This is a genomic window from Flavobacterium hibisci (assembly GCF_020026925.1).
In the GTDB taxonomy this organism is placed as follows: domain Bacteria; phylum Bacteroidota; class Bacteroidia; order Flavobacteriales; family Flavobacteriaceae; genus Flavobacterium; species Flavobacterium hibisci.
In genome coordinates this window covers 30,721-52,646 of sequence record NZ_JAIQDW010000005.1, presented here as the reverse complement: position 1 = coordinate 52,646, position 21,926 = coordinate 30,721, and the positions used below count along the sequence as shown (strand labels likewise).

Genomic DNA, 21,926 nt, shown 5'->3' with positions numbered 1-21,926 from the left:
TAATCATGAAAGCTGTTTTTCAGTCCATTCAGGATTTTACTGAGGATGAATTAAACCTTTTAGATAGTTTAATTACGTTTCGAAAACTCAAAAAAGGTGATTTTTTGCAGAAAGAAGATGAGGTCTGCAATGAAATTGTTTTTATTAAAAAAGGTATTCTCCGTTCCTTTTTTATAAATCATAAAGGGGATGAAATTACCAATTGTTTTGCTTTCGAAAATGAATTTATGGCCTCTTTTGCCAGTTTTATTACAGAAGAAAAAGCAGAAGAAAATATCCAGGCTTTGACCGATACAGAAGTACAGGTTTTAAGCCGTAAAAGTTTAGAAAAGCTCTATCAGTCAGGTTACAACTGGCATGAAACAGGAAGAAAACTAACTGAAATTGAATTCGTAAACCTGAACAAAAGAATGATTTCGTTTCAAAAATTATCAGGTAAACAACGCTACGAAGAACTTTATAAAAATCACCAAAAATACCTGCAGTTAATTCCACTGCAATATTTAGCCTCCTATTTAGGGATTACGCCAAGACATTTAAGCCGAATCAGAAAAGCTGTTTTATAGACTTTATTTTATTCAATATTTTTTTATTTCACGCAGATTTGAAGAGATTTCATCAGATTATTTATTTGAATTAATTTTTACTGTAAACTTTTGAGATTATTTTTTGAAAAATCTGCATAAATCTTTTTTAGATCAATAGTAAGATGAATCTAATCAAATCTGCGTGAAAGATTAAGTCGCCAGAAAAAACTTAAGATAAGATAGCATCAATATTTTTCAGGACATTTGTCCAGTAGAAAAAAAGCCTCAGATAGTATTTTTGGAAAAAAAATCCAATGAAAAAAATACTAGTCATAAACGGACATCCCAATCCTGAAAGTTTCAATTTTGCTATTGCTAATGAATACTATAAAGGAGTACTTGATTCCGGCTCTCAGGTTGAAACCATAACCATTGCCGAATTGCAATTCAATCCGAATTTACAGTTTGGTTATCAAAAACGAACCGAATTAGAACCGGATTTAACTGAAGCCTGGAAAAAAATCCAAAATGCCGATCATTTAGTCTGGGTTCATCCGGTTTGGTGGGGAGGTCTGCCAGCCATTACTAAGGGGTTTATCGATCGCTTATTTTTACCCGGAATGGCATTTCAATACCGTGAAAATTCGGTTTGGTGGGACAAACTTTTAAAAGGAAAAACGGCTCATATTATTACCACTTTAGATCAGCCCGGCTGGTATTACCGATTGGTTTATGGAAGACCAAGTGTGAATCAGCTAAAAAAATGCACCCTGCAATTTTGTGGCATTAACCCGGTAAAAGTGAGTTATATCGGAATTGTAAAAACGGCTAATGAAGCGCAAAGAAAGAAATGGTTACAGAAAGTTTATGATTTCGGTTTGAGAAACAAATAGGCACATTTTCGGAGAAGAAAAAATTAAAAATAAACAATAAAAAATAGTAACACTAAGGCAAATCCAATCCAAATGTCGAACGTAAAAGTTCAATATTTGGGTTGATTTCCAACAAACGATTGTATCGGTCCTGATCGTTAAAACTTCTTTTGTTTTCTATTGTTTCATTTACAAGTACTTCAATCGTAATATCATGATTGTGTAAATGTCCTTTTAAATATCCTAAAAGCCCGTTAACCTGACTTTCAAAATCTAATTTCGAACCTTCATTCGGTAATTCAATTGTGATGACAGTACCGTTTAATTTTGGGTCGTTAATCAATAATAACGATTCCATGATTTTGAAACCTTTTTCGCCTAAACGCTGTGCGTATTTGTTCCAGTACAATAGCATGTCTGTTTCAGTAAATTCTTCTGTAAGCAGAACGGAAGTTGGTTTAACATAAGATTTACCATTGGCTTCAAGCTCTTTTTTCTTTCGGATACTTGCCAGGGAAAAAGCAGAAACTTTAGGTTCACTACTAACTTCAGATTGAGCAACAACAGGAGTTTGTGCTTGTGGAGATGCAACTGTTTCTACTTTTTGTGAAGGTGTATCTTCAGTTATCGTTTCTGAGTTTTCGACTTTAGAAGTAGGGATTTCAGCTTCTGCAGAAGGACTTTGGACTTTGGATTTTGGACTTTCAACTATAGAATACCCTCCCTTTTTAAAATATGTAGGCGGAATTATAAATTGCTCAGCTTTTTTTTTTCTCCATCAAAGTTGATAGAGGCTAATTGCATCAGGCATAATTCGACCAAAAGACGCTGATTCTGGCTTAATTTGTATTTTAAATCACAATCGTTGGCAATATCTATTCCCTGCAATAGAAAGTCCTGAGAACATTTTTGGGCCTGTATGCCGTACATCTGCTGTGCCTGTTCGCCAACTTCAAGCAAACTTAAAGTAGCAGGCGTTTTACTGACTAATAAATCCCTGAAATGAGAAGCTAAACCGGCAATAAAATGATGCCCGTCAAAACCTTTTGCCAGTATATCGTTGTATGCCAGCAAAAGTTCCGGAATTTTATTTTCTAAAAGTAAATCGGTAATCGAAACATAGGTCTCGTAATCTAAAACATTCAGGTTTTCGGTTACGGCCTGACGCGTTAAATTGGTTCCGCAGTATGAAACCACGCGGTCAAAAATAGATAAAGCATCACGCATCGCACCATCTGCCTTTTGAGCAATAATGTGCAAAGCATCATCTTCAAAACTGATTCCCTGACTTTGTGCAACGTCAGCCAAATGCTCTTTGGCGTCTTTTACTGTAATTCTTTTGAAATCAAAAATCTGACAACGCGATAAAATCGTCGGAATGATTTTATGTTTTTCTGTAGTCGCTAAAATAAAAATAGCATGTTTTGGCGGTTCTTCCAGTGTTTTCAGGAAAGCATTAAAAGCAGCCGAAGACAACATATGAACCTCGTCAATAATATAGACTTTGTATTGTCCGGTTTGTGGCGGGATTCGAACCTGATCAATCAGGTTTCGGATATCATCAACCGAGTTGTTTGAAGCCGCATCTAACTCAAAAACGTTAAAAGCAAAATCTTCATTTGGATCGTCATATCCCGGCTGATTTATTTTTCGTGCCAAAATACGCGCGCAGGTTGTTTTTCCAACACCACGCGGTCCAGTGAATAAAAGGGCAGAAGCAAGGTGATTGCTTTCTATGGCATTTAGCAAAGTGTTTGTAATGGCTTTCTGCCCCACAACATCTTTAAATGTCTGCGGGCGGTATTTACGTGCCGATACTACAAATTGCTCCATATTATTTTTTATTCGATAGCAAATATATGACTTTTGTTTCGTTGTTTAAAGTCGTTTTATATATTTGGCTAAATTCTTTTTCTTTAAAATAACAAAGATTAAACCCAAAAATAATACGATGTTGACAATCAAAGAAATGATTATGTATTCATTGTAGGTTTCAATTTTGTGTTCCGTTTTTTCTTTTTCTGAATTTTTATTTTGAAAGATTTTATAAGCTCTAAGTCTTTCTAGATGATAAACCCAATCTTCTAAATTTTGATTATCAGATTTCAATTTCCAAACATAATCTGATAACAATTCTATTTTCGAATCTTTTGAAATTAAAAGAGTATCTTTTGGTGGTGGAGGACTGAAATAACTTTGATATGGTTTAAATCCAGTACTGGGTCCACAACCACTTATGTCAATCGTAGTTTTATCTTTTCTAAAATTAGCATAAACAATCCAGAGTTGTTTTTGGATTGGTAAAATAGAACAGCTAGTAAATTCTTTCCCTTTAATATATTGAGAATTGTATTTGCCTTTAAATAATTCTATAATTTTAAAAGTAAAAGTTTTAGACACAGAATCCACTTTTATAACTTCTCCATAAAATACAATTTCAGATTGTTTTAGCCCTTTTTCGATCCTATTTTCTCGGTCAATTGGTTTGCAGTCGCAAGAAAAAGAGTAATTGTACGAATATAAAAACAGTAATAGAAAAAAGTATTTTAGTTTCATGGATGATTTTTTATACAATAATAAAGGTTTTATTTTCTAAAATGTTTATCGTTATTGATTTTAAAAAATAAAAATTTCTATTTTGGTTACTTAAAAATAAAACAATTATAAAATGCAGCAATACAACTATCAAAATAATGTCTTAAAGATAAAAGTTAAAAAATCTCCAATCTTAGTTCGGATAATGATGTTCGGATTAGCTTTTTCTTTTTTTGTTTTCCCCTTATTAGGAGCAATTATTGGTATTGCAAACGGAAGTGGGTTACACATTGGTTATTTTATAACAATAGGAATATTTTCTCTGATTGGTTTTTATACGCTTCGAATGGCTCTATGGAATACTTTTGGAGAAGAAACTATTCAGATTTTAGAAGATAGAGTTATTTACGAAGCCAATTATGGATGGTTTAAAGATGGAAAAAAGGAAACATCAACTTCAAATCTTCATTTTTATGCTTTACCTGTAGGATATGAGGAAGATAATAAAGGAAATTTGATAATTGCTTCTGATGGAATTGAAGTCGAATCAGTTGTGAATATAGAAATGACACAATTGGAAGAATTAGTTTCATTTTTGCAGCATTCTATATAAGTAACTAAGTAATTTGTTTTACTGTAAAACATATAAATCGCATCACTATCATATAAGTTTTTGATAGTTAATTTGTTTAATTTTAAAACAGTTATTATTCAAAATGTTATTACGACGAATAAATACTCTTGCTGTGTAGATCGTTCTCTTTAATGCAAGTTTGATTGCTTCAAAACATAATAAACAATTGTAAAGTATATTTATTAAGTAACTTCTTTTTTATCTTCAAAATTATTTTTTCTAAGATTCATGCCATATGTGTAATTTGTAGAAAGAATTACATCGTTACAGTCAAAATGCTTGATAACTCCATTTTCTTGCAAAGCTACAACCCAACACGTATTCTGATGCATTCCGTAATCGATAAGAAAAATGGCCTGGCCAGTTCCTAGTGGTGTTTCTACTAATATTGAAGGTTTTAATTGATGTATCATGATTTCTAGTTTTTTTTGTAAAAATACATCTACTTAGAAATAAAGGAGTTATATTATTATTCAAATGCTTTACAGAATTAATGGTGCATGCTTTTGATTTTCAGAGTTTCAAAAGACGGATCTACTGAAAACCATATAAATCTTTAACGATAATCATATAAAATTTTGAGTATTAGTCTGTTTAATTTTAAAACAGATAATTATTAAAAAATAGTATTATGAAATTCAAATCAATTGCATTGGGAATAAGTCTTGCTCTTGCTTTACTGGCTTGTACGCCTAAAGATGCAGATATTCAAAAAGAAATTAATGAAAAATTAGCAGATACACCGGAAGTGCAGGTTACGGTTCATGAAGGTGTTGCAACCATTGTAGGAACGTGTGACGATGATGCTTTTAAGAAAAATATTGAACGTTCTGTGAAGGCTGTTAAAGGAGTAAAATCGGTGGTGAACAATTGCCAGTTTCCGGTTCCAAATGAAGAACCTGCCGCTGCGGCTGTTATTATTAATTCGGATGCTGATTTAGATAAATCGGTTGGTAAGCTCATTAAATCTTATGAAGGTGTTAGTGCGACAGTTGTGGGTGGTGTCGTTACGCTTTCCGGAGAAATTAAACGAAGCCAATTGCAGTCTTTGATTCAAGGCATACAGGAATTGAAGCCTCAAAAAGTCGATAACAAATTAATCATTAAATAAATTGTTATGGGCTTACAGGACAAATACAGCGAATTAATTAATCTGGCTGCCGATTTAGGAGTAGAGAACTTACAGGTAAGAGAACAAAATAGCGTTTTGTATATTGATGGAAACGCTAAGTCAGCAGCTGATAAAGACAAACTTTGGGATACTTATAATAAAATAGATCCCGATTACAGATCGGCAGATGTGGTAATGAACATCGAAGTTACGCAGGGAGTTTCAAGGGAATATACTGTTGAAAACGGCGATTCTCTTTCGAAGATTGCAAAATCATACGGCGTTTCATGGCAGGATATTTTTGAAGCCAATAAAGATATTATTTCAAATCCGGACCTGATACAGCCGGGATGGAAACTGAAAATACCAACACTATAAAATTGAGAAAAATTCAATTTTAAAAAATCCAAATTCCAATAGTACAATGTAACATTGGAATTTGGATTTTTATTTTGACTAAGTTTAACAACTGGAATTTAAAATTTACCTTCCCCTAATGCTTAAATCAAATAAAAATTTAGCCGTTTCCTGATCTGAATCAGCAGAAAAACCAGCTACATAAACCCCTTTTTTGCCTGTGGTCGATTTAATTCCGTATACAACTGCCTCATCGCCCGGGTCTGATTCCCCTTCGTATCGATACACATGAACAATTTCAAATTTCTCAGGATTTTTTTTAATCACGTCTGCATTTCGATTGAAATCGCACGTAAACCCTTTTTCATGCAATTGATCTAAAGCCTTTGAAACAGTTGCGTAATGATACATTCTTTTCATAATAAACTGTATTTAAAATTATAGAATCTTAAAGATAACCAATTTGAAATTAATGGGTTAAGAAATTGTAAGGAAATCTGAAATTTATATTTTAGCTTCTTCGGTGATAAAGTGTTACTTTTGCACCGCAGACCGCCTTATCGTCGTTCCGATTCATCGGGAGGGAGGAAAGTCCGGACACCACAGAGAAGCATAGCGGGTAACACCCGTCGGTCTTAGCAATAAGGCAAGGACAAGTGCAACAGAAAGTATGTACAGGTAATGCTGTAGTGAAACCAGGTAAACTCTATGCGGTGAAATACCAAGTATATCAGCATTTAAGGGCTTCTCGTTCGTTGCTGAAGGGTAGGTAGCTTGAGTTCCGGAGCAATTCGGAATCTAGATAAATGATAAGGTATTGTTTCGTTTCGGCGGGACAAGAACAGAATCCGGCTTACAGGTCTGCATTTTTTATATATTTGTGAAAGCGCTAACTCATTTTCATGAATGTAAATTCTCCCAATTTTTCTTCGAAAATTAAGAAAACACTTTTTCGTTCAGTAGTAACCAATCTTACTTTCTGGGTTTTAATTTCGATTATTGCAGGTGTTGTGCTCGGACATTTTTCTCCTGAAAATGGTGTGAAAATGAAAATTGTTGGTGATACATTTGTCGATATTATCAAGTTATTTATTGGTCCGATTATTTTCCTGACGATTGTTTTGGGGATTTCCGGAATGGGAAACCTGAAGAAAGTGGGACGAATAGAGGTAAAGTCTTTGGCTTATTTTGAAGTGGTTTCCACTATTGCTTTAGCAATTGGTGTGGCAGTAGCTTATTTATTTCAGCCCGGAAAAATTGATAAATCGGGATTGGCTTTACAAGATGCGAGCAAGTACACCAATCATGCGGCAGAAAACTTTTCGTGGCTTCAGTTTTTCTTTTCGAATTTTACGCTGCAGGTTCTTCTGGCTGCAATTGTCTGTGGTATCACTTTGAATTTTTATCAAAAGAGAGAGCAGACTATTTTAGTTTTAGAATGCTTTTCAAAAGTTGTTTTTACCGGATTAAAATATGTGATGTATTTCGCTCCGCTTGGGGCTTTTGGAGGAATGGCTTACACAATTGGAAAATTTGGACTGGAGACTTTGATTCCGCTTGGAAAACTGATGTTGTGCGTGTATCTGACAATGGCTTTATTTGTGTTTTTGATTCTAGGCAGTCTTTTGAAATATTACAAAATCAATATGCTGTCGATTTTGAAATACATTAAACAAGAACTTTTACTGGTTCTTGGAACGTCTTCTTCTGAGGCCGCTTTGCCAGGTATAATGGTGAAACTGGAGCAAATGGGCTGCAGCAAATCGGTTGTAGGATTAGTGATTCCAACAGGCTATTCATTTAATCTCGACGGAACTTCGATTTACTTGTCAATGTCTGTGATTTTTATCGCTCAGTTATATGATGTTCATTTGAGTTTTTTTGAAATTTTGACCGTTATCGGAATTTTGATGATTACTTCAAAAGGTGCGGCTGGCGTAACCGGAAGCGGATTCATTGTGTTAGCTTCGACTTTAACAGCACTGCATAAAATTCCGGTTGAGGGACTGGCCTTTTTATTAGGTGTTGATAAATTTATGAGCGAAGCCAGAGCGATAACCAATTTGATTGGAAATACAGTCGCAACCATAATAATTTCGAAAACAGAAAGGGATTTTACAGAGCTGAATCTCAATCCTGTTAGTGAAGAATAAATCTTATTATAAATACACAAAGCGCTAAGCTTTGATATTTTTAACATCTGCTTAAGCGCTTTGTGACTTTAGCCGTGGTATCTAAAGTGTGGTATTTAAAATCTAGGATTCGTCTTTGGTTGTGCGTACTAAACTGATTCCCGATGTAAAAAAAACGATTCCAAGTATTCCGTAAATAATAAGCGATTTAATATCACGTGTTCCTCCAGAAGTGTCTGCAAAAATTACTGCAGTATAAATAAGTCCAACTATTCCGAGAATTGTCAATAATCCTCCGAAAAATCTTTTTAGGTTCATGATTTCTTGATTTTAATGTTCAATTCAAATTTATCCTATAAAATCTTCTAAACTGTTATACAATTATTTACAAAGATTATATGATTTGAAGAAAATAAAAATGTATGAAAATGAGATTGTTTTAAATTTTGTATTATTTGATATTATTTTGGCTTATTTAAGGATAAAAAATAAAAACTCCCTTAATTACTTTTTAATGGAGTTTTATAATTAAAAAGAGAATTATTCTTCGTCCTCTTCTGTTGACTTTACGGATGAATCCTCAGGAAGTTCTTCATCCTCATCAGTTGAGTTCAATTCGAAGAAACTAAAGAAGGATCCTCCATAACTTTTCTGAAAAGAAAAATTACTCAAATGATCCATTTTAGTGTATTTAGAATGTTCAATAATCATCATTCCGTCTTCATGAAGCAATTCTCTTTCGAAAACGGTTAGAACAATTTCTTCAAATGCAGCCTGATCTAATCCGTAAGGCGGATCAGCAAATATAATATTATAAGAAGTTTTGCAATTCTCCAGAAATTTATAAACATCACTTTTGGTGGCAGCAATATCAAAATCATATTCTGATGCTACTTGTTTGATGAATTTTACACACCCAAAATCGCCATCAACAGCCGTAATTGGGGCACTTCCGCGTGAAGCAAATTCATAACTGATGTTTCCGGTTCCTGAAAATAAATCTAAAACTTTCAATCCGTCAAAACTAAAATGATTGTTCAAAACATTAAATAATGCTTCTTTGCTCATGTCAGTCGTAGGTCTTACCGGAAGGTTTTTTGGCGGAAAAATGCGGCGTCCTTTGTATTTTCCAGAAATGATTCTCATGATTGAAATAAGATATAATGTTTTTGATTTTCGGCAGTTGAGAAGTTGTTTTTTTGCTGTAAAGTGCTTACATCCAAAAAAGATACATTGCGGATGTATTTATATGCAATCGCATAATAAGGATCATTTTTATTGATAGTGCCTAATAATTCGAGTGGGAAAATTTCCGGATTTAAACTCAGTTGTTCGGCTGTAAAAAGTAAATAATAGATGAAATCTTCCGGGGTTTGATATTCAAAAGAATTGAATAACAGCAATTTTTGATTTTCAACTACAATAATTTCAAAATGTTCCGGATTAAAGTTGACAATCATTTTTTTGTCGTCATTATTTTTTGAAGCCTCAAGTAATTTTTCGACTAAAATGCTGTTCACATGTTTGTAATCAAAAGATCCTACATTGTCAATCAGGAAGTTATTGATGTTTATATACGGAATATAAACAGCATTCATTTGATAATTGGAAATTTCGTCGTAGGTGAAAAAATCAGTTTCAAAAACTTTTGTGGTGTATTGCAAATAGCTGCCCAGATAATTTTCATCAAAAAGTGCCGAGGGAACAAAAGTTGAAAGATTGTTATTATGAATAACCATAATGTCATCATACGTATCTTTTAATTCCGGATGTTTTTTGAAAGCTTCAGCGAAATGATCTTCTATTTTGGTTGTTTTTTTTGAAGCGTCAAATTTAATTTCGCTGAATGAAGTAATCCTGTCGTTCAGGGTATCGAAACAGCAGAAAGAAAATCCGGTCAGTGAAACCTGAATAGAAAGTTTTTTATAAAGTTTGGATGTAATATTGGTGTTCTGAAATGCCATAATTTGATTTATAATCCTTTACAGTAGTTTAAGGAAAGAATTTAATTCGATCACAAACTTACAAATAATAATTTCAATATCAATTTCAAAAATCAATGACAATATCAATTACAATATCAATTACAATATCAATTACAATATCAATTTCAAAAATCAATGATAATGTAAAAAAAACCAAATTAGGAATATTAAATGCCGATAAAATTCAATCGTGACGGTATTTAAAATTAAATTCGCAAATAGTTTTTACAAAATTCATTTAATAAACACATTGAAATTGTCATTAATTTTTTTGTCTTGAAATTGTTATTGAAATTGAATTTTGTCATTTCAATTGATAACTTTGTTCCTCAATTTTACCCTATGAATTCAGCATTATTTTATGGCGTCCTGCAAAAAAGATTTCCTTTTGCACCAACTTACAAACAGGATATTTTTTTTCAGAAAATTGCTGTTTTTTTAACCGAGCCCCAAAACGATACCATTTTTGTATTAAAAGGGTATGCAGGAACGGGTAAAACAACCGTGATTTCGACCATTGTAAATAATCTTGGGGATATCAATAAAAAATATGTTCTGCTGGCGCCAACCGGTCGTGCGGCAAAAGTGATTGCTAATTATTCCAATAATCCGGCATTTACGATTCATAAAAAAATATATTTTCCTAAAAAATCATCGGGCGGGGGAATCGCTTTTACCAGACAGGTCAATAAGCATAAAAACACCATTTTCATAGTCGATGAAGCTTCGATGATTTCAGACAGTACACTGGATAGTGGTTCTCTTTTAGACGATTTGATTCATTATGTGTATTCAGGTACGAATTGTAAAATGATTCTTTTGGGTGACACGGCTCAGCTGCCTCCGGTGAATTTAGATATTAGCCCGGCACTTGATATTCAGACTTTAGGCATTCATTACGATAAAGAAATTGAACATATCGAACTCGATGAAGTAATGCGTCAGGAAGAAAGTTCTGGGATTTTGTTTAACGCTACCGAACTGCGTGAACTATTGAAAGAATCGTTTATAACCGAATTTAGGTTTAATGTAAAGAAGTTTAAAGATATTGTTCGTCTGACCGATGGTTACGATATTCAGGATGCAATTAATACTGCGTACAGTAATTACAGTATTGAAGATACTGCTTTTATTGTGCGTTCAAACAAAAGAGCAAACCAGTATAATGAGCAAATCCGAACCCGAATATTGTTTAAAGAAAGCGAGCTTTCGGTTGGGGATTTTCTGATGGTGGTAAAGAACAATTACTTCTGGCTAAAAGAAACCGATGAAGCCGGATTTATTGCCAACGGAGATATTATTGAGGTTTTAGAACTCTTCGGGATTAAAGAATTATACGGATTTACCTTTGCGAAAGTCAAAATCAGAATGGTCGATTATCCGGATCAGAAACCTTTTGAAACGGTTTTGATTCTGGATACCATTAAAAGTGAATCACCCTCTTTAACGTATGAAGAATCCAATCGTTTGTACGAAGAGGTGATGAAAGACTACGAAGATGAACCAACCAAATACAAAAGATTTCAAAAAGTTAAGGAAAATGAATATTTTAATGGTCTGCAGGTAAAATTCTCTTACGCGATAACCTGTCACAAATCGCAGGGAGGGCAGTGGAATACTGTTTTTATTGAACAGCCTTATTTACCAAACGGAATCGATCGTGACTACATCAGGTGGCTTTATACGGCTATGACACGTGCTAAAAATAGGCTATATTTGATAGGATTTAAAGACGAGAGTTTTGAAGAATAGTTTTTTTAGCCACGAATTACACGAATTAGCACGAATTTTTATGAAAAATGGAATATTGTTTATTTTATTATTACTCCTAAGCCTAAGTTGTTTCAAAGAAGATGAGCATAATAAAGTAGTTCCAAATAAAGATAAAACGGTTGTCTTTTTTAATCCGATTACTTTAGGAGCTTCAGGCGTGGATAGTAATTTGAAAATTAATGCATCTTTTAGTGAATGTGGAGAATGGGGCGGAAATTATGAGAATTTAAAAATTTTTTCAAAAGAAGGAAACTATAAAGACCATTTTTTGAATTATAGAAAAACAAATGTTGATTGTGATAAACGTGATTCTAACGGAAGAAATATTGAGACTGTAGTAATTGAGAAAACAATAAAACTTAGTGATTCGAATAAGAAATCCTTAATTTCATATATGAAAAGGATGATTGAAGCTAAAGTTAAAGAAAGATTTCCAGGGCATTCAGGAGATTCATTTTCGATAATAAGTGCCGATTCAACTTTGGTAATAAAAGTTTATGATAAAGATTCTATTAATTTGAAGAGTTATAATCAATTGTTAAGTGATCTAAAACAATGACAACACTAAACGACTTACATTCGATTTCATCTGCATTTTCGAATACCGATAAAATGCCGGTTCTGTTTTTAGGACACGGAAGTCCCATGAATGCCATTGAAGAAAATCAGTTTGTAGCTGGTTTTCGAAATCTGGCTAAAACATTGCCACAGCCGAATGCAATTTTATGTATTTCGGCACATTGGTTTACAAAAGGCACAAAAGTGACTTCGATGCAAATGCCAAGAACAATTCATGATTTTGGAGGTTTCCCGCAGGCGCTTTTTGATGTGCAGTATCCTGCAAAAGGAAGTCCCGAACTGGCTCTGGAAACCCAAAAAATATTAGATCCGGTTTTGGTCGATTTAGACGAACACTGGGGATTGGATCACGGCGCATGGAGCGTAATCAAACATTTATACCCAAATGCAGACGTTCCGGTAATTCAGCTGAGCATTGATTATACCAAATCGGGTCAATATCATTTTGAACTGGCAAAGAAACTGCAATCACTTCGGTATAAAGGTGTTTTGATTATCGGAAGCGGAAATATTGTTCATAATTTAAGATTGGTAGATTTCAGAAATTTTGATAAAGACAATTATGGTTTCGACTGGGCTATTGAAGCGCGTGAAACGGTCAATAAGTATCTGTTGGATGGAAATTTTCAACCTTTAATTGATTTCGAAAAAATGAGTAAAGCGGTGCAGTTGGCAATTCCAACTCCGGATCATTATTTACCTTTGCTCTATACATTAGGATTAAAAGATAAAACGGATGAATTGGATTTGTTTAATGACAAGTTATTAGCCGGTTCGTTGAGTATGACATCAGTAAAAATTATGTAATATATTTTTGTGTGTCTCTGTGAAATCTTTGCGAATCTCTGCGGAATAACTGTTTCGCAAAGGCGCGCAAAGATTTCGCAGAGATTCGCAAAAGAAAAAATAAATTAATAATGAGGACAAATTGTTTCGTTCCTCGCAATGACAATAAAAAAAATGAAAATAATAGCTGTAATTCCGGCGCGATATGCATCAACACGTTTCCCTGCAAAATTAATGCAGGACCTTGGAGGTAAAACGGTAATTTTAAGAACGTATGAAGCCTCTGTAGCCACAAAATTGTTTGATGATGTATTTGTTGTAACAGATTCTGATTTGATCTACAATGAAATCGTTTCAAATGGCGGGAAAGCCATTATGAGCATCAAAGAACATGAATCAGGGAGCGACCGAATTGCAGAAGCAGTTGCGAATCTTGATGTTGATATTGTGGTAAATGTTCAGGGAGACGAGCCTTTTACAGAAGCCGGACCTTTGGAACAGGTTTTGTCTGTTTTTAAAAATGATCCGGATAAAAAGATTGACCTCGCTTCGTTAATGCGTGAAATTACAGATGAAGACGAAATCAACAATCCGAATCATGTAAAAGTCGTGGTGGACCAGTCACAGTTTGCCTTATATTTTTCACGTTCTGTAATTCCATATCCTAGAGATAAGGATGCTGGTGTGCGTTATTTTCAGCATATCGGAATTTATGCTTTTAGAAAACAGGCTTTATTAGACTTTCACAGCCTGCCAATGAAATCCCTTGAAGCTTCTGAAAAACTCGAACAGCTTCGTTATTTGGAATTCGGAAAAAAAATTAAAATGGTCGAAACCACCCATGTTGGAATTGGGATTGATACAGCAGAAGATTTGGAAAAAGCTAGAGCTATGTTGAGAGATATTTAATCAATTCAATTGAACGCTGATAAAACAGATTTTATGCGTAATCTTGTCATTTCGACCGAAGGGAGAAATCACACATGTTAATCTACAAAGATTAGCGACAATTCTTTGAGGAATTTCTAATGTGATTTCTCCTTCGTCGAAATGACAAACTAAGTCTTATAAATACAAAAAAGCTCCAGATTATGGAGCATTTTTTAATATTTAAAACATTCTAAACCTTAATACAAGCTTGGAAATCTAGAAGGATTAACCTCATTCATCATATCATATACCTTTTCAAAAATATCTTCAGCAGAAGGTTTTGAGAAATAGTCACCATCAGTTCCGTAAGCAGGTCTGTGTGCTTTTGCAGCAAGGGTCTGCGGTTTGCTGTCAAGATATTTGTAAGCATCCTGTTCTTCCAGAATTTGCTGTAAAATGAAAGCTGAAGCGCCGCCCGGAACATCTTCGTCAATTACTAACAAGCGGTTTGTTTTGGCAATACTTTTTACAATATCCTTATTTATATCAAAAGGAAGTAATGACTGGATGTCAATCACCTCACAGTCAATTCCTAAATCTAAAAGTTCATTCGCTGCCTGTTCAACCAGCCTTAAAGTTGATCCATACGAAACTAATGTAATATCAGTACCTTCTTTTAAGTTTTCTACAACTCCAATTGGGGTTTTGAATTCACCAAAATTTAAAGGTGTTTTTTCTTTTAAACGGTAACCATTTAAGCATTCAATTACTAGAGCAGGTTCATCGCATTCTAAAAGTGTATTGTAGAAGCCCGCTGCCTGAGTCATGTTTCTCGGAACCAGAACGTGGATTCCACGAATAGCGTTAATAATCATTCCCATTGGAGAACCTGAATGCCAGATACCTTCCAGACGGTGTCCGCGGGTTCTGATGATTAATGGTGCTTTTTGTTTTCCAACCGTTCTGTATTGTAAAGTAGCCAAATCATCACTCATGATCTGAATGGCGTATAATAAATAATCTAAATACTGAATCTCGGCTATTGGGCGCAAGCCTCTCAAAGCCATACCAATTCCCTGACCAATAATAGTAGCTTCACGAATCCCGACATCGGCAACACGAAGTTCACCGTATTTTTCCTGCATGCCTTCAAGTCCCTGGTTTACATCTCCAATGTTTCCAACATCTTCACCAAAAATTAAGGCTTCAGGATATTTGCTGAATAAGGCGTCAAAATTATCACGAAGTATCATTCTTCCGTCTAAATCAGGTTTGGCATTTTCTGCATATACAGGAAGTACTTTTTTAACTGAAAAAACGTTTTGTGCTGATTCAGAATGCTGGTTACTGCTAAATTTTTCCTGTGTAATTCCGATATAATTTCTAATCCATTCAGACAATAATACTTTACTGTTTGGGACTTCAATAAAGCGTAAAATTTTGCGGGCAATAACCAGCATTTCCTTTTTTAAAGGCGCTTTGATTGCTTTTAATTCGCTAATGTATTTCTGGATTTTATCTTTATGATTGATACTGGCAGCTGAAATTTCTTCCAATAAAGCCAAAAGATTTTTTTGGTCTTCAATAATTGGGTTGATAAAAAGATTCCAGGCTTCTTTTTTAGCTTCCAGAACTTCTTTTTTTAATTGGGCATCAATTTCATCCAGTTCTTCAGGGGATGCGATATTGGTGGCAATCATCCATAGACGCATCTGACGGATACAATCATAATTCTTTTCCCAGGCTAATCTTTCTCCATTTTTATAACGCTCATGCGATCCTGAGGTAGAGTGTCCCTGAGGCTGTGTAAGTTCATTTACGTGAATTAAAACCGGAATATGATGCTCACGTGCAATGGCACCGGCTCTTTCGTAAGTAGAAACCAACTCGGCATAATCCCAGCCTTTTACTCTTAAAATTTCATATCCTTCAGAATCTTCATCGCGTTGATATCCTTTTAGGATTTCAGAGATGTTTTCTTTAGTAGTCTGGTGTTTAGCGTGTACAGAAATTCCGTACTCGTCATCCCAGATACTCATTACCATCGGAACCTGTAAAACTCCTGCAGCATTTATGGTTTCAAAAAACAAACCTTCAGAAGTACTGGCGTTTCCAATAGTTCCCCAGGCCACTTCATTTCCGTTTACAGAAAATTTGTCTTTGATTTCGATTCCGTCAACGTTTCTGTAAATTTTTGAAGCCTGCGCCAATCCCAGTAATCTTGGCATTTGTGCGGCTGTAGGAGATATATCTGAACTTGAATTTTTTTGTTTGGTTAAGTCTTTCCAGGAACCGTCTTCGTTTAAACTGTGTGTTACAAAGTGTCCGCCCATTTGTCTTCCGGCCGACATTGGATCAAAATCTAAATCGGTGTGACCATATAAACCTGCAAAAAATTGTTTAGGAGTAAATTCGCCAATAGCCATCATAAAGGTCTGGTCGCGATAGTATCCTGAACGGAAATCACCATTTTTGAAAGCTTTTGCCATGGCCAGCTGTGGTACTTCCTTTCCATCACCAAATATTCCAAATTTGGCTTTTCCTGTCAATACTTCTTTTCGGCCTAACAGACTGCATTCCCGACTTGTAACTGCAATTTTATAGTCATTTAATACTTCAGTTCTAAAATCCTCAAAGGTTAATATAGTATTGCTTTTTTCTGTAATCATAATCTGGAAGGGTCATGTTTAGATTGCAAAATTACTCAAAATCTACCAATAATCATAATTCATTAAAATAAATATAATTTAATTATTTGTAGCTAAATTCAAAAAACTACGTATTTTTTTTGAGTAATTTGTATCAAAAACAATAGTAAGCTAATAATTATGCATGTTTTTGTTTAAAATACGAATGATTAAAGCCACTTTCGGGTGAAAAGATTGACTAATGTTTTGGGAGACAAGGTGATAACAAATCTGATTTTTTGGTTGTAATTTGGCTGGGAAATTTCCCATCCGTTATTCGAATACACAGGAAAAAAAACCTCAAAATAGTCAGGTAAAAGGTTTAAACGTATCCCACTGTCGTACACAAAGTGTTCATTTTGATGTTTGTTTTTTGTAAAGCCCAGGTCGCCGTAAGCTTCAATCCAGTTCCATATCGAATAGCTGGCGTTTAAAGTAGTCATCCATTGGTTGGCATATCTAGGCTCGATAATAGATTTGAATCCTCCTTCGGCAATAACATACTGCTGACTGAAAAAACCTGTACTTTCAGATCTTCCGTAGAAATTATAGTCAAATAGATAATCGGTTGGACGGTCTAAACCAAAACTGAAATAATCTGAATTGGTTGAATTATATAAAAAACTTCCGGCATATAATCTCAAATTTAATTTACGATTATTCTCAAATAGCCTTCTGTATTCAATTTCGCCTGCTAATTTTCCAAAGTTCCCTGAAAACTGTGCATCTGTCATGAAACTAAAATGGTTAATCAATTCTGTTTTGGTATTCACATAACGGAGATTAAAAACAGAATAATTTGGAGTAGAATTATCAGTAATATATTCCGTTGCTTCACGATTTACGATTACCTGTCTTGCGATAATAAACTGTTTTCGGTTATCTCTGAAATTATCTTCACGAATTCTAAACTGAACCATTGGATTTAGTCTGAAATAAGTAGCATCAGGGGCATAATGAAAATAATTCTGACTGATAGAATATCGGATATTGTATAATCTGCTTTCCCTGTAATAATGATTTAATGAAAAAGCAGATGATCCTGAAACTGTTCCTGCTTTAATAGAATAAGCCGGGTTAATATCAAATGTAAATGGTTTTTCTAATATGGTTTTGTTATGTAAGCGTATTCCGGGCGTAAAACCATCGTAATAATTATAAGTAAGTGTTGGTACATATAATATTTGATTGTAATAAGGGTCTTCTAAATCTTTGGAGAAATTAAATTTAATGGGGCGATTTGTAATGACCAGATTTTTCAATGACTTCCAGTTGTTTCGCTGATTATATTCAGGAACTTCATTATTGTAATTCAAAACAATTTTATCTGCATTTTTTCTTTCGAAAACGTAAACAGAATCATTTTTTTGGGGTTCAATCCATTGTTTAAAAACAATATTGTTCTTTTTAAGTCCGTAAACAGGTACCGGAACAAATGTGTTTGTTTTATTCTTTATCGAAAAATGGATGGAATCTTGGGTTCTGGAAACATTTGAAAACTTATAATCGATGATTTCGCGTGAGCCAATAATGGTTTCAAAAAACCAGTCAATTTTTTTTGGGCTTTTCTGGGTCAGTATTTTTTCAAAATCAGATCGGTTTACCTGTTGTATCTTGTTTAAGTTATAAAATTCCTGAAGACTTTCAGGTACGATATTGTGATTTAAGTAATCATCCAGGTAACTCAGGCTTAATCCCGCGCGATATTTGCCTGCAATCTGTTCATTAAATTTAATGAGTGTATTTTTTGGATCGCCCAATGGCTGATCGAGGTTTTTTCGGGCCATCAGCATGTAATAATAGCTGTATTGCTCATTAAAAGTAAGATTGGTAATGTTATAACTTTTAAACAGCTTCATTTTGGAAAGCCTGCCCAGCATTTTTTGATCCATGTGGTTTTCTTCCATGAATTTCATCATTGCATAAATCTGGATTCCATCATAAATCCAGTTGTCTTTTCGGGGATCGAGGCGCAGGCTGTATTGTAGGTAATTATTTAAAAATGTTTTTAAAAATGTTATTTCAAATATAAATTCATCCGGAAACGGACTCATAAAAGAAGGAAGCTGATTTAGCCCGTAAAAAGGATTCCGGTCATAATCTGTCTGGGATACCGTAATTTTTTTATGTGGATATTTTCCAAGAAAATCATTCGCAAAAGTGATTATTTTATTGATGATTATTGCTTTTTGTATCTCATCAAGTCTTTTGTTTTTTAAATTGGTAAGAACTTCAAGCTCACCATTATTATAACTCTTGAAGGTATTTTGCTTTTCAATAAATAAATTAAAGTCTGTTCTGCTGTTTCCTGAAAAAAAGTAGGTGCTGAAGGCAGTGGAAGAAGAATCTGTTGAAACGGAATCCAGATCTGTGGTAATGGTATATTGATTCGGGACTTTTATTTCTAATTCGTAATCAGTTACAGCATTTGCAATATCATCAAGGTTATAGTTGTGGTATTTTATAAAATCATGATTTTCAAAACGTGCAGGACTCAAAAACCAGTTTCTCAGGTTCATATCGCCATTTTGATTGTAGCCGTAACGTGTAAATTTATCGCTCGGAATTTTAGCAATATAAGTAAGATGTAAATCAATTTTGCTGCCTGGAGGTAATTTGTTTTTCAGTTTAATTACAATAAAATCAGGATTTTCATTTGTTCTTTCCCATTCCAATGCCATAAATTGGGCATCTGTCAGCTCAAGTATGCTTGTGTTTCCGCGTTCTTCTGGTTTGGCTAAGTGAAAGCCTTTATAAAATTCATCTGAGAAACGTAAAGCCAGTGGCGTGTTTTTGTCAGAAAACGCATTATTCCAGTCATTTAAGACAATAGAACCTAGAGAATCGTTTGCAGTATTATGATAAGTAATGTCTTGTTTTATGTGCAGTGTTTTAAGCTCAGTATTTACCGCCACCTCTATCTTGGACCGGTGCTGCGCGAATTGTTTTAATGAGGACATCAAAACAAAAATGGAAACAAAGATTTTAAAAAATGGTTTCAATACAGGCTTACATTTAGGTGTATAATAGTACTTACGGGCTTATGGCTTTTTTGGTTTTGTTGTAAAAATAGTATAAAAAAAAGCTGTTTAAAATACAGCCCTTAGTTTTTTACAAAAGTTATGAAAATTTCATCATATAAGTAATATATGTTTATTTAAACTTTCCTCTAAAAAGTCAAAATTTACATTTTCTTATATTACTATATGGTTTAAAAAATTAGAAGTTTGGACTTAAGTCGTATTTCTTGTAGAATTTATCCAGCACATCAACTACTTCGTCTTCAGTATCTACGATTTTAAATAAGTTTAAGTCATCAGGACTCACTGTATGCATTTTTTCCACTAGTACTGTTTTTACCCATTCAATCAGTCCTGACCAAAATTCAACACCTACTAGTATGATAGGAAATTTTCCAATTTTTTTAGTCTGGATCAGGGTTATTGCTTCAAACATTTCGTCTAATGTTCCAAATCCTCCAGGCATGACTACAAACCCCTGTGAATATTTTACAAACATTACTTTTCGAACAAAAAAGTAATCGAAATTCAGGTTTTTATCATGATCAATATAAGGGTTGAAATGCTGTTCAAAAGGCAGTTCGATATTTAAACCAACAGAAGTTCCTCCGCCTAAATGAGCGCCTTTGTTTCCGGCTTCCATAATTCCTGGCCCACCGCCTGTAATAACACCATAACCTGCTTTACTAATTTTATAAGCAATTTTTTCTGCCAGTAAATAATATTTGTCGTCTGGTTTTGTTCTTGCCGATCCAAAAATAGAAACACATGGACCAATACGCCCCATACTTTCGTATCCGTTTACAAATTCGGCCATGATTTTAAAAATTGCCCAACTGTCATTGGTCCTGATTTCATTCCACGTTTTTTGTTTCAAACGATCCTGAATTACTTTATCTTCATCATTATCAAAATCTTCTAATCTCATTTTGTGTATTATTAATTTATTATTTTGCTGTAAAAGTTTAAAGTATTTATGGTTTTATACCAGAAAACAACAGCTTTGACATGTTTAAAAACATTGACAAAGCTGTTGTACTAAATTAACTCTTTTTTTGAAAATTGTTATAAAAATGTGGTTTTTGTTCCGTCGTGCAAAAAACATTTCTATTAACTGTTTTATTATTATTGTTTTATGAACAAAAAATGCTGGTTTAGATTTATTTTTTTATCAGTTTTTCTTTAAAAAAATCAATGGTTCTTTTCCATGATAAATTTGCGGCTGCTTCGTCATACCTTGGTGTTGTATTGTTATGGAAACCATGATTAACACCCTGATAAAAATAAGCAGTATGTTCGACTTTGTTTTGTTTAAGTACTTCCTCAAATGCAGGCCAGCCTTCGTTAACACGTGTATCCAGACCTGCATAATGCAAAAGGAGCGGAGTCTTTATTTTTTCTGCTTCTTCTTTGGTGGGCTGTCCGCCGTAATACGGAACAGCAGCTGATAAAGAAGGTATTTTTACTGCCATCATATTCGAAATCCATCCTCCAAAACAAAATCCGACAACACCAACCTGACCATTACAATCTTTGTGTGATTTCAGATATTCGTATGCAGCAATAAAATCCTCCAGCATTTCTTCACGGGTACGTTTTTTTTGGAGTTCACGTCCGGCATCATCATTGCCCGGATATCCGCCTAATGGAGATAAAGCATCAGGTGCCAAAGTAATGAATCCTTCTATTGCAGCCCTTCTTCCCACATCTTCAATGTAAGGATTTAATCCCCTGTTTTCATGTACGACAATTATTCCGGGTAATTTATTTTTGATCTCAGCTAGTTTTGAAAGTTGGCCTTTGATAGTACCTCCGCCTTTTGGCGAATCATAGCTGATGTATTGCGTTTTTAGTTTTGGATCGTTAAAAGGAATTAAAATGCTATCCGCATAATTTGGGCTCATGAAGCTTAGGAGAGACGGGAGGGTAATAGCTCCTACAGCAAAAACAGATAGCTTTTCTATAAATTGTCTTCTTCCGATTTTATTATGGGCATAATCATCGTATAAATCAAACACTTCCTGAGAGATATCTTCTTTGGTTAATTTTTGCATAGTG

At 34.1% G+C, this 21,926-nt stretch carries 22 protein-coding genes and 1 other RNA gene; 11 read left to right on the top strand and 12 right to left on the bottom strand.

Features of this window, described 5'->3' with window-relative positions; all coding sequences use genetic code 11:
• Positions 1-5 precede the first annotated feature (5 nt).
• Both K8B81_RS07210 and K8B81_RS07205 read left to right on the top strand, forming a co-directional pair.
• A complete protein-coding gene (locus tag K8B81_RS07210; protein ID WP_223680374.1) occupies positions 6-566 on the top strand; it encodes a Crp/Fnr family transcriptional regulator in 561 nt (186 codons plus the stop codon).
• A gap of 275 nt (positions 567-841) precedes the next feature.
• Positions 842-1,420: an NAD(P)H-dependent oxidoreductase gene (locus tag K8B81_RS07205; RefSeq protein ID WP_223680372.1), complete on the top strand. Its 579-nt coding sequence runs from the start codon at positions 842-844 to the stop codon at positions 1,418-1,420.
• A gap of 52 nt (positions 1,421-1,472) precedes the next feature.
• Here the strand turns inward: K8B81_RS07205 and K8B81_RS07200 are convergent, their stop codons facing one another.
• The 3 genes from K8B81_RS07200 to K8B81_RS07190 all read right to left on the bottom strand — a co-directional run bounded on the left by K8B81_RS07200 (position 1,473) and on the right by K8B81_RS07190 (position 3,955).
• Positions 1,473-1,814: a DNA polymerase III gene (locus K8B81_RS07200; RefSeq protein WP_223680370.1), complete on the bottom strand. Its 342-nt coding sequence runs from the start codon at positions 1,812-1,814 to the stop codon at positions 1,473-1,475.
• 332 nt (positions 1,815-2,146) lie between these two features.
• Complete coding sequence (gene dnaX, locus K8B81_RS07195; protein ID WP_223680368.1) at positions 2,147-3,232, bottom strand: DNA polymerase III subunit gamma/tau; 1,086 nt, start codon at positions 3,230-3,232, stop codon at positions 2,147-2,149.
• A gap of 45 nt (positions 3,233-3,277) precedes the next feature.
• Entirely contained in the window at positions 3,278-3,955 is a 678-nt protein-coding gene (locus K8B81_RS07190) for a hypothetical protein (RefSeq protein WP_223680366.1), read from the bottom strand.
• A gap of 112 nt (positions 3,956-4,067) precedes the next feature.
• Here K8B81_RS07190 and K8B81_RS07185 point away from each other — a divergent pair, with 112 nt between their 5' ends.
• On the top strand, positions 4,068-4,547 hold the full coding sequence (locus K8B81_RS07185; protein WP_223680364.1) for a hypothetical protein: 480 nt from the start codon (positions 4,068-4,070) through the stop codon (positions 4,545-4,547).
• A 203-nt stretch (positions 4,548-4,750) separates the two neighbouring features.
• Here the strand turns inward: K8B81_RS07185 and K8B81_RS07180 are convergent, their stop codons facing one another.
• The gene (locus K8B81_RS07180; RefSeq protein ID WP_223680362.1) at positions 4,751-4,981 is read right to left on the bottom strand and encodes a hypothetical protein; all 231 of its coding nucleotides are present in this window, start codon (positions 4,979-4,981) and stop codon (positions 4,751-4,753) included.
• A gap of 218 nt (positions 4,982-5,199) precedes the next feature.
• On the opposite strand from K8B81_RS07180, the gene K8B81_RS07175 reads away from it, so the two are divergent.
• Positions 5,200-5,679 carry a BON domain-containing protein gene (locus tag K8B81_RS07175; protein WP_223680360.1) on the top strand — a complete coding sequence of 160 codons (480 nt, stop codon included), beginning with the start codon at positions 5,200-5,202 and terminating at the stop codon, positions 5,677-5,679.
• A gap of 6 nt (positions 5,680-5,685) precedes the next feature.
• Positions 5,686-6,057 (top strand): LysM peptidoglycan-binding domain-containing protein, encoded by a 372-nt coding sequence (locus K8B81_RS07170; protein WP_223680358.1) that lies wholly within the window; start codon positions 5,686-5,688, stop codon positions 6,055-6,057.
• A gap of 105 nt (positions 6,058-6,162) precedes the next feature.
• Here the strand turns inward: K8B81_RS07170 and K8B81_RS07165 are convergent, their stop codons facing one another.
• A complete protein-coding gene (locus K8B81_RS07165; RefSeq protein WP_223680356.1) occupies positions 6,163-6,456 on the bottom strand; it encodes an SH3 domain-containing protein in 294 nt (97 codons plus the stop codon).
• 124 nt (positions 6,457-6,580) lie between these two features.
• Between K8B81_RS07165 and rnpB the strand changes: the two genes are divergently transcribed.
• Positions 6,581-6,908: RNase P RNA component class A (gene rnpB, locus K8B81_RS07160), an RNA gene on the top strand.
• A 30-nt stretch (positions 6,909-6,938) separates the two neighbouring features.
• Positions 6,939-8,189 carry a cation:dicarboxylate symporter family transporter gene (locus K8B81_RS07155; RefSeq protein WP_223680354.1) on the top strand — a complete coding sequence of 417 codons (1,251 nt, stop codon included), beginning with the start codon at positions 6,939-6,941 and terminating at the stop codon, positions 8,187-8,189.
• Positions 8,190-8,291: 102 nt separating this feature from the next.
• Here K8B81_RS07155 and K8B81_RS07150 read toward each other — a convergent pair whose 3' ends face one another.
• From K8B81_RS07150 to K8B81_RS07140, 3 genes are all read right to left on the bottom strand, one after another.
• Entirely contained in the window at positions 8,292-8,486 is a 195-nt protein-coding gene (locus K8B81_RS07150) for a hypothetical protein (RefSeq protein WP_223680352.1), read from the bottom strand.
• Between the two features lie 222 nt (positions 8,487-8,708).
• Positions 8,709-9,314, bottom strand: coding sequence for an RsmD family RNA methyltransferase (locus tag K8B81_RS07145; protein ID WP_223680350.1), 606 nt, complete (start codon positions 9,312-9,314; stop codon positions 8,709-8,711).
• The gene (locus tag K8B81_RS07140; protein ID WP_223680349.1) at positions 9,311-10,132 is read right to left on the bottom strand and encodes a DUF3822 family protein; all 822 of its coding nucleotides are present in this window, start codon (positions 10,130-10,132) and stop codon (positions 9,311-9,313) included. Before K8B81_RS07140 ends, K8B81_RS07145 begins: the two co-directional genes overlap by 4 nt.
• A 363-nt stretch (positions 10,133-10,495) precedes the next feature.
• Here K8B81_RS07140 and K8B81_RS07135 point away from each other — a divergent pair, with 363 nt between their 5' ends.
• The 4 genes from K8B81_RS07135 (at position 10,496) to kdsB (ending at position 14,200) form a co-directional block, all read left to right on the top strand.
• Positions 10,496-11,905, top strand: coding sequence for an ATP-dependent DNA helicase (locus K8B81_RS07135; protein WP_223680347.1), 1,410 nt, complete (start codon positions 10,496-10,498; stop codon positions 11,903-11,905).
• 40 nt (positions 11,906-11,945) lie between these two features.
• On the top strand, positions 11,946-12,485 hold the full coding sequence (locus tag K8B81_RS07130; RefSeq protein ID WP_223680345.1) for a hypothetical protein: 540 nt from the start codon (positions 11,946-11,948) through the stop codon (positions 12,483-12,485).
• A complete protein-coding gene (gene ygiD / locus K8B81_RS07125; protein ID WP_223680343.1) occupies positions 12,482-13,312 on the top strand; it encodes a 4,5-DOPA-extradiol-dioxygenase in 831 nt (276 codons plus the stop codon). The genes K8B81_RS07130 and ygiD overlap by 4 nt, the downstream gene beginning before the upstream one ends.
• Before the next feature lie 153 nt (positions 13,313-13,465).
• On the top strand, positions 13,466-14,200 hold the full coding sequence (gene kdsB / locus K8B81_RS07120; protein ID WP_223680341.1) for a 3-deoxy-manno-octulosonate cytidylyltransferase: 735 nt from the start codon (positions 13,466-13,468) through the stop codon (positions 14,198-14,200).
• A gap of 218 nt (positions 14,201-14,418) precedes the next feature.
• Here the strand turns inward: kdsB and K8B81_RS07115 are convergent, their stop codons facing one another.
• From K8B81_RS07115 to K8B81_RS07100, 4 genes are all read right to left on the bottom strand, one after another.
• Positions 14,419-16,830 (bottom strand): alpha-ketoacid dehydrogenase subunit alpha/beta, encoded by a 2,412-nt coding sequence (locus tag K8B81_RS07115; protein WP_223680339.1) that lies wholly within the window; start codon positions 16,828-16,830, stop codon positions 14,419-14,421.
• A gap of 188 nt (positions 16,831-17,018) precedes the next feature.
• Positions 17,019-19,769, bottom strand: a complete 2,751-nt coding sequence (locus K8B81_RS07110; protein ID WP_223680626.1) for a gluzincin family metallopeptidase — start codon at positions 19,767-19,769, stop codon at positions 17,019-17,021.
• A gap of 298 nt (positions 19,770-20,067) precedes the next feature.
• Entirely contained in the window at positions 20,068-20,796 is a 729-nt protein-coding gene (locus K8B81_RS07105; protein ID WP_223680337.1) for an LOG family protein, read from the bottom strand.
• 232 nt (positions 20,797-21,028) lie between these two features.
• Complete coding sequence (locus K8B81_RS07100; protein ID WP_223680335.1) at positions 21,029-21,922, bottom strand: dienelactone hydrolase family protein; 894 nt, start codon at positions 21,920-21,922, stop codon at positions 21,029-21,031.
• Positions 21,923-21,926: the final 4 nt, after the last annotated feature.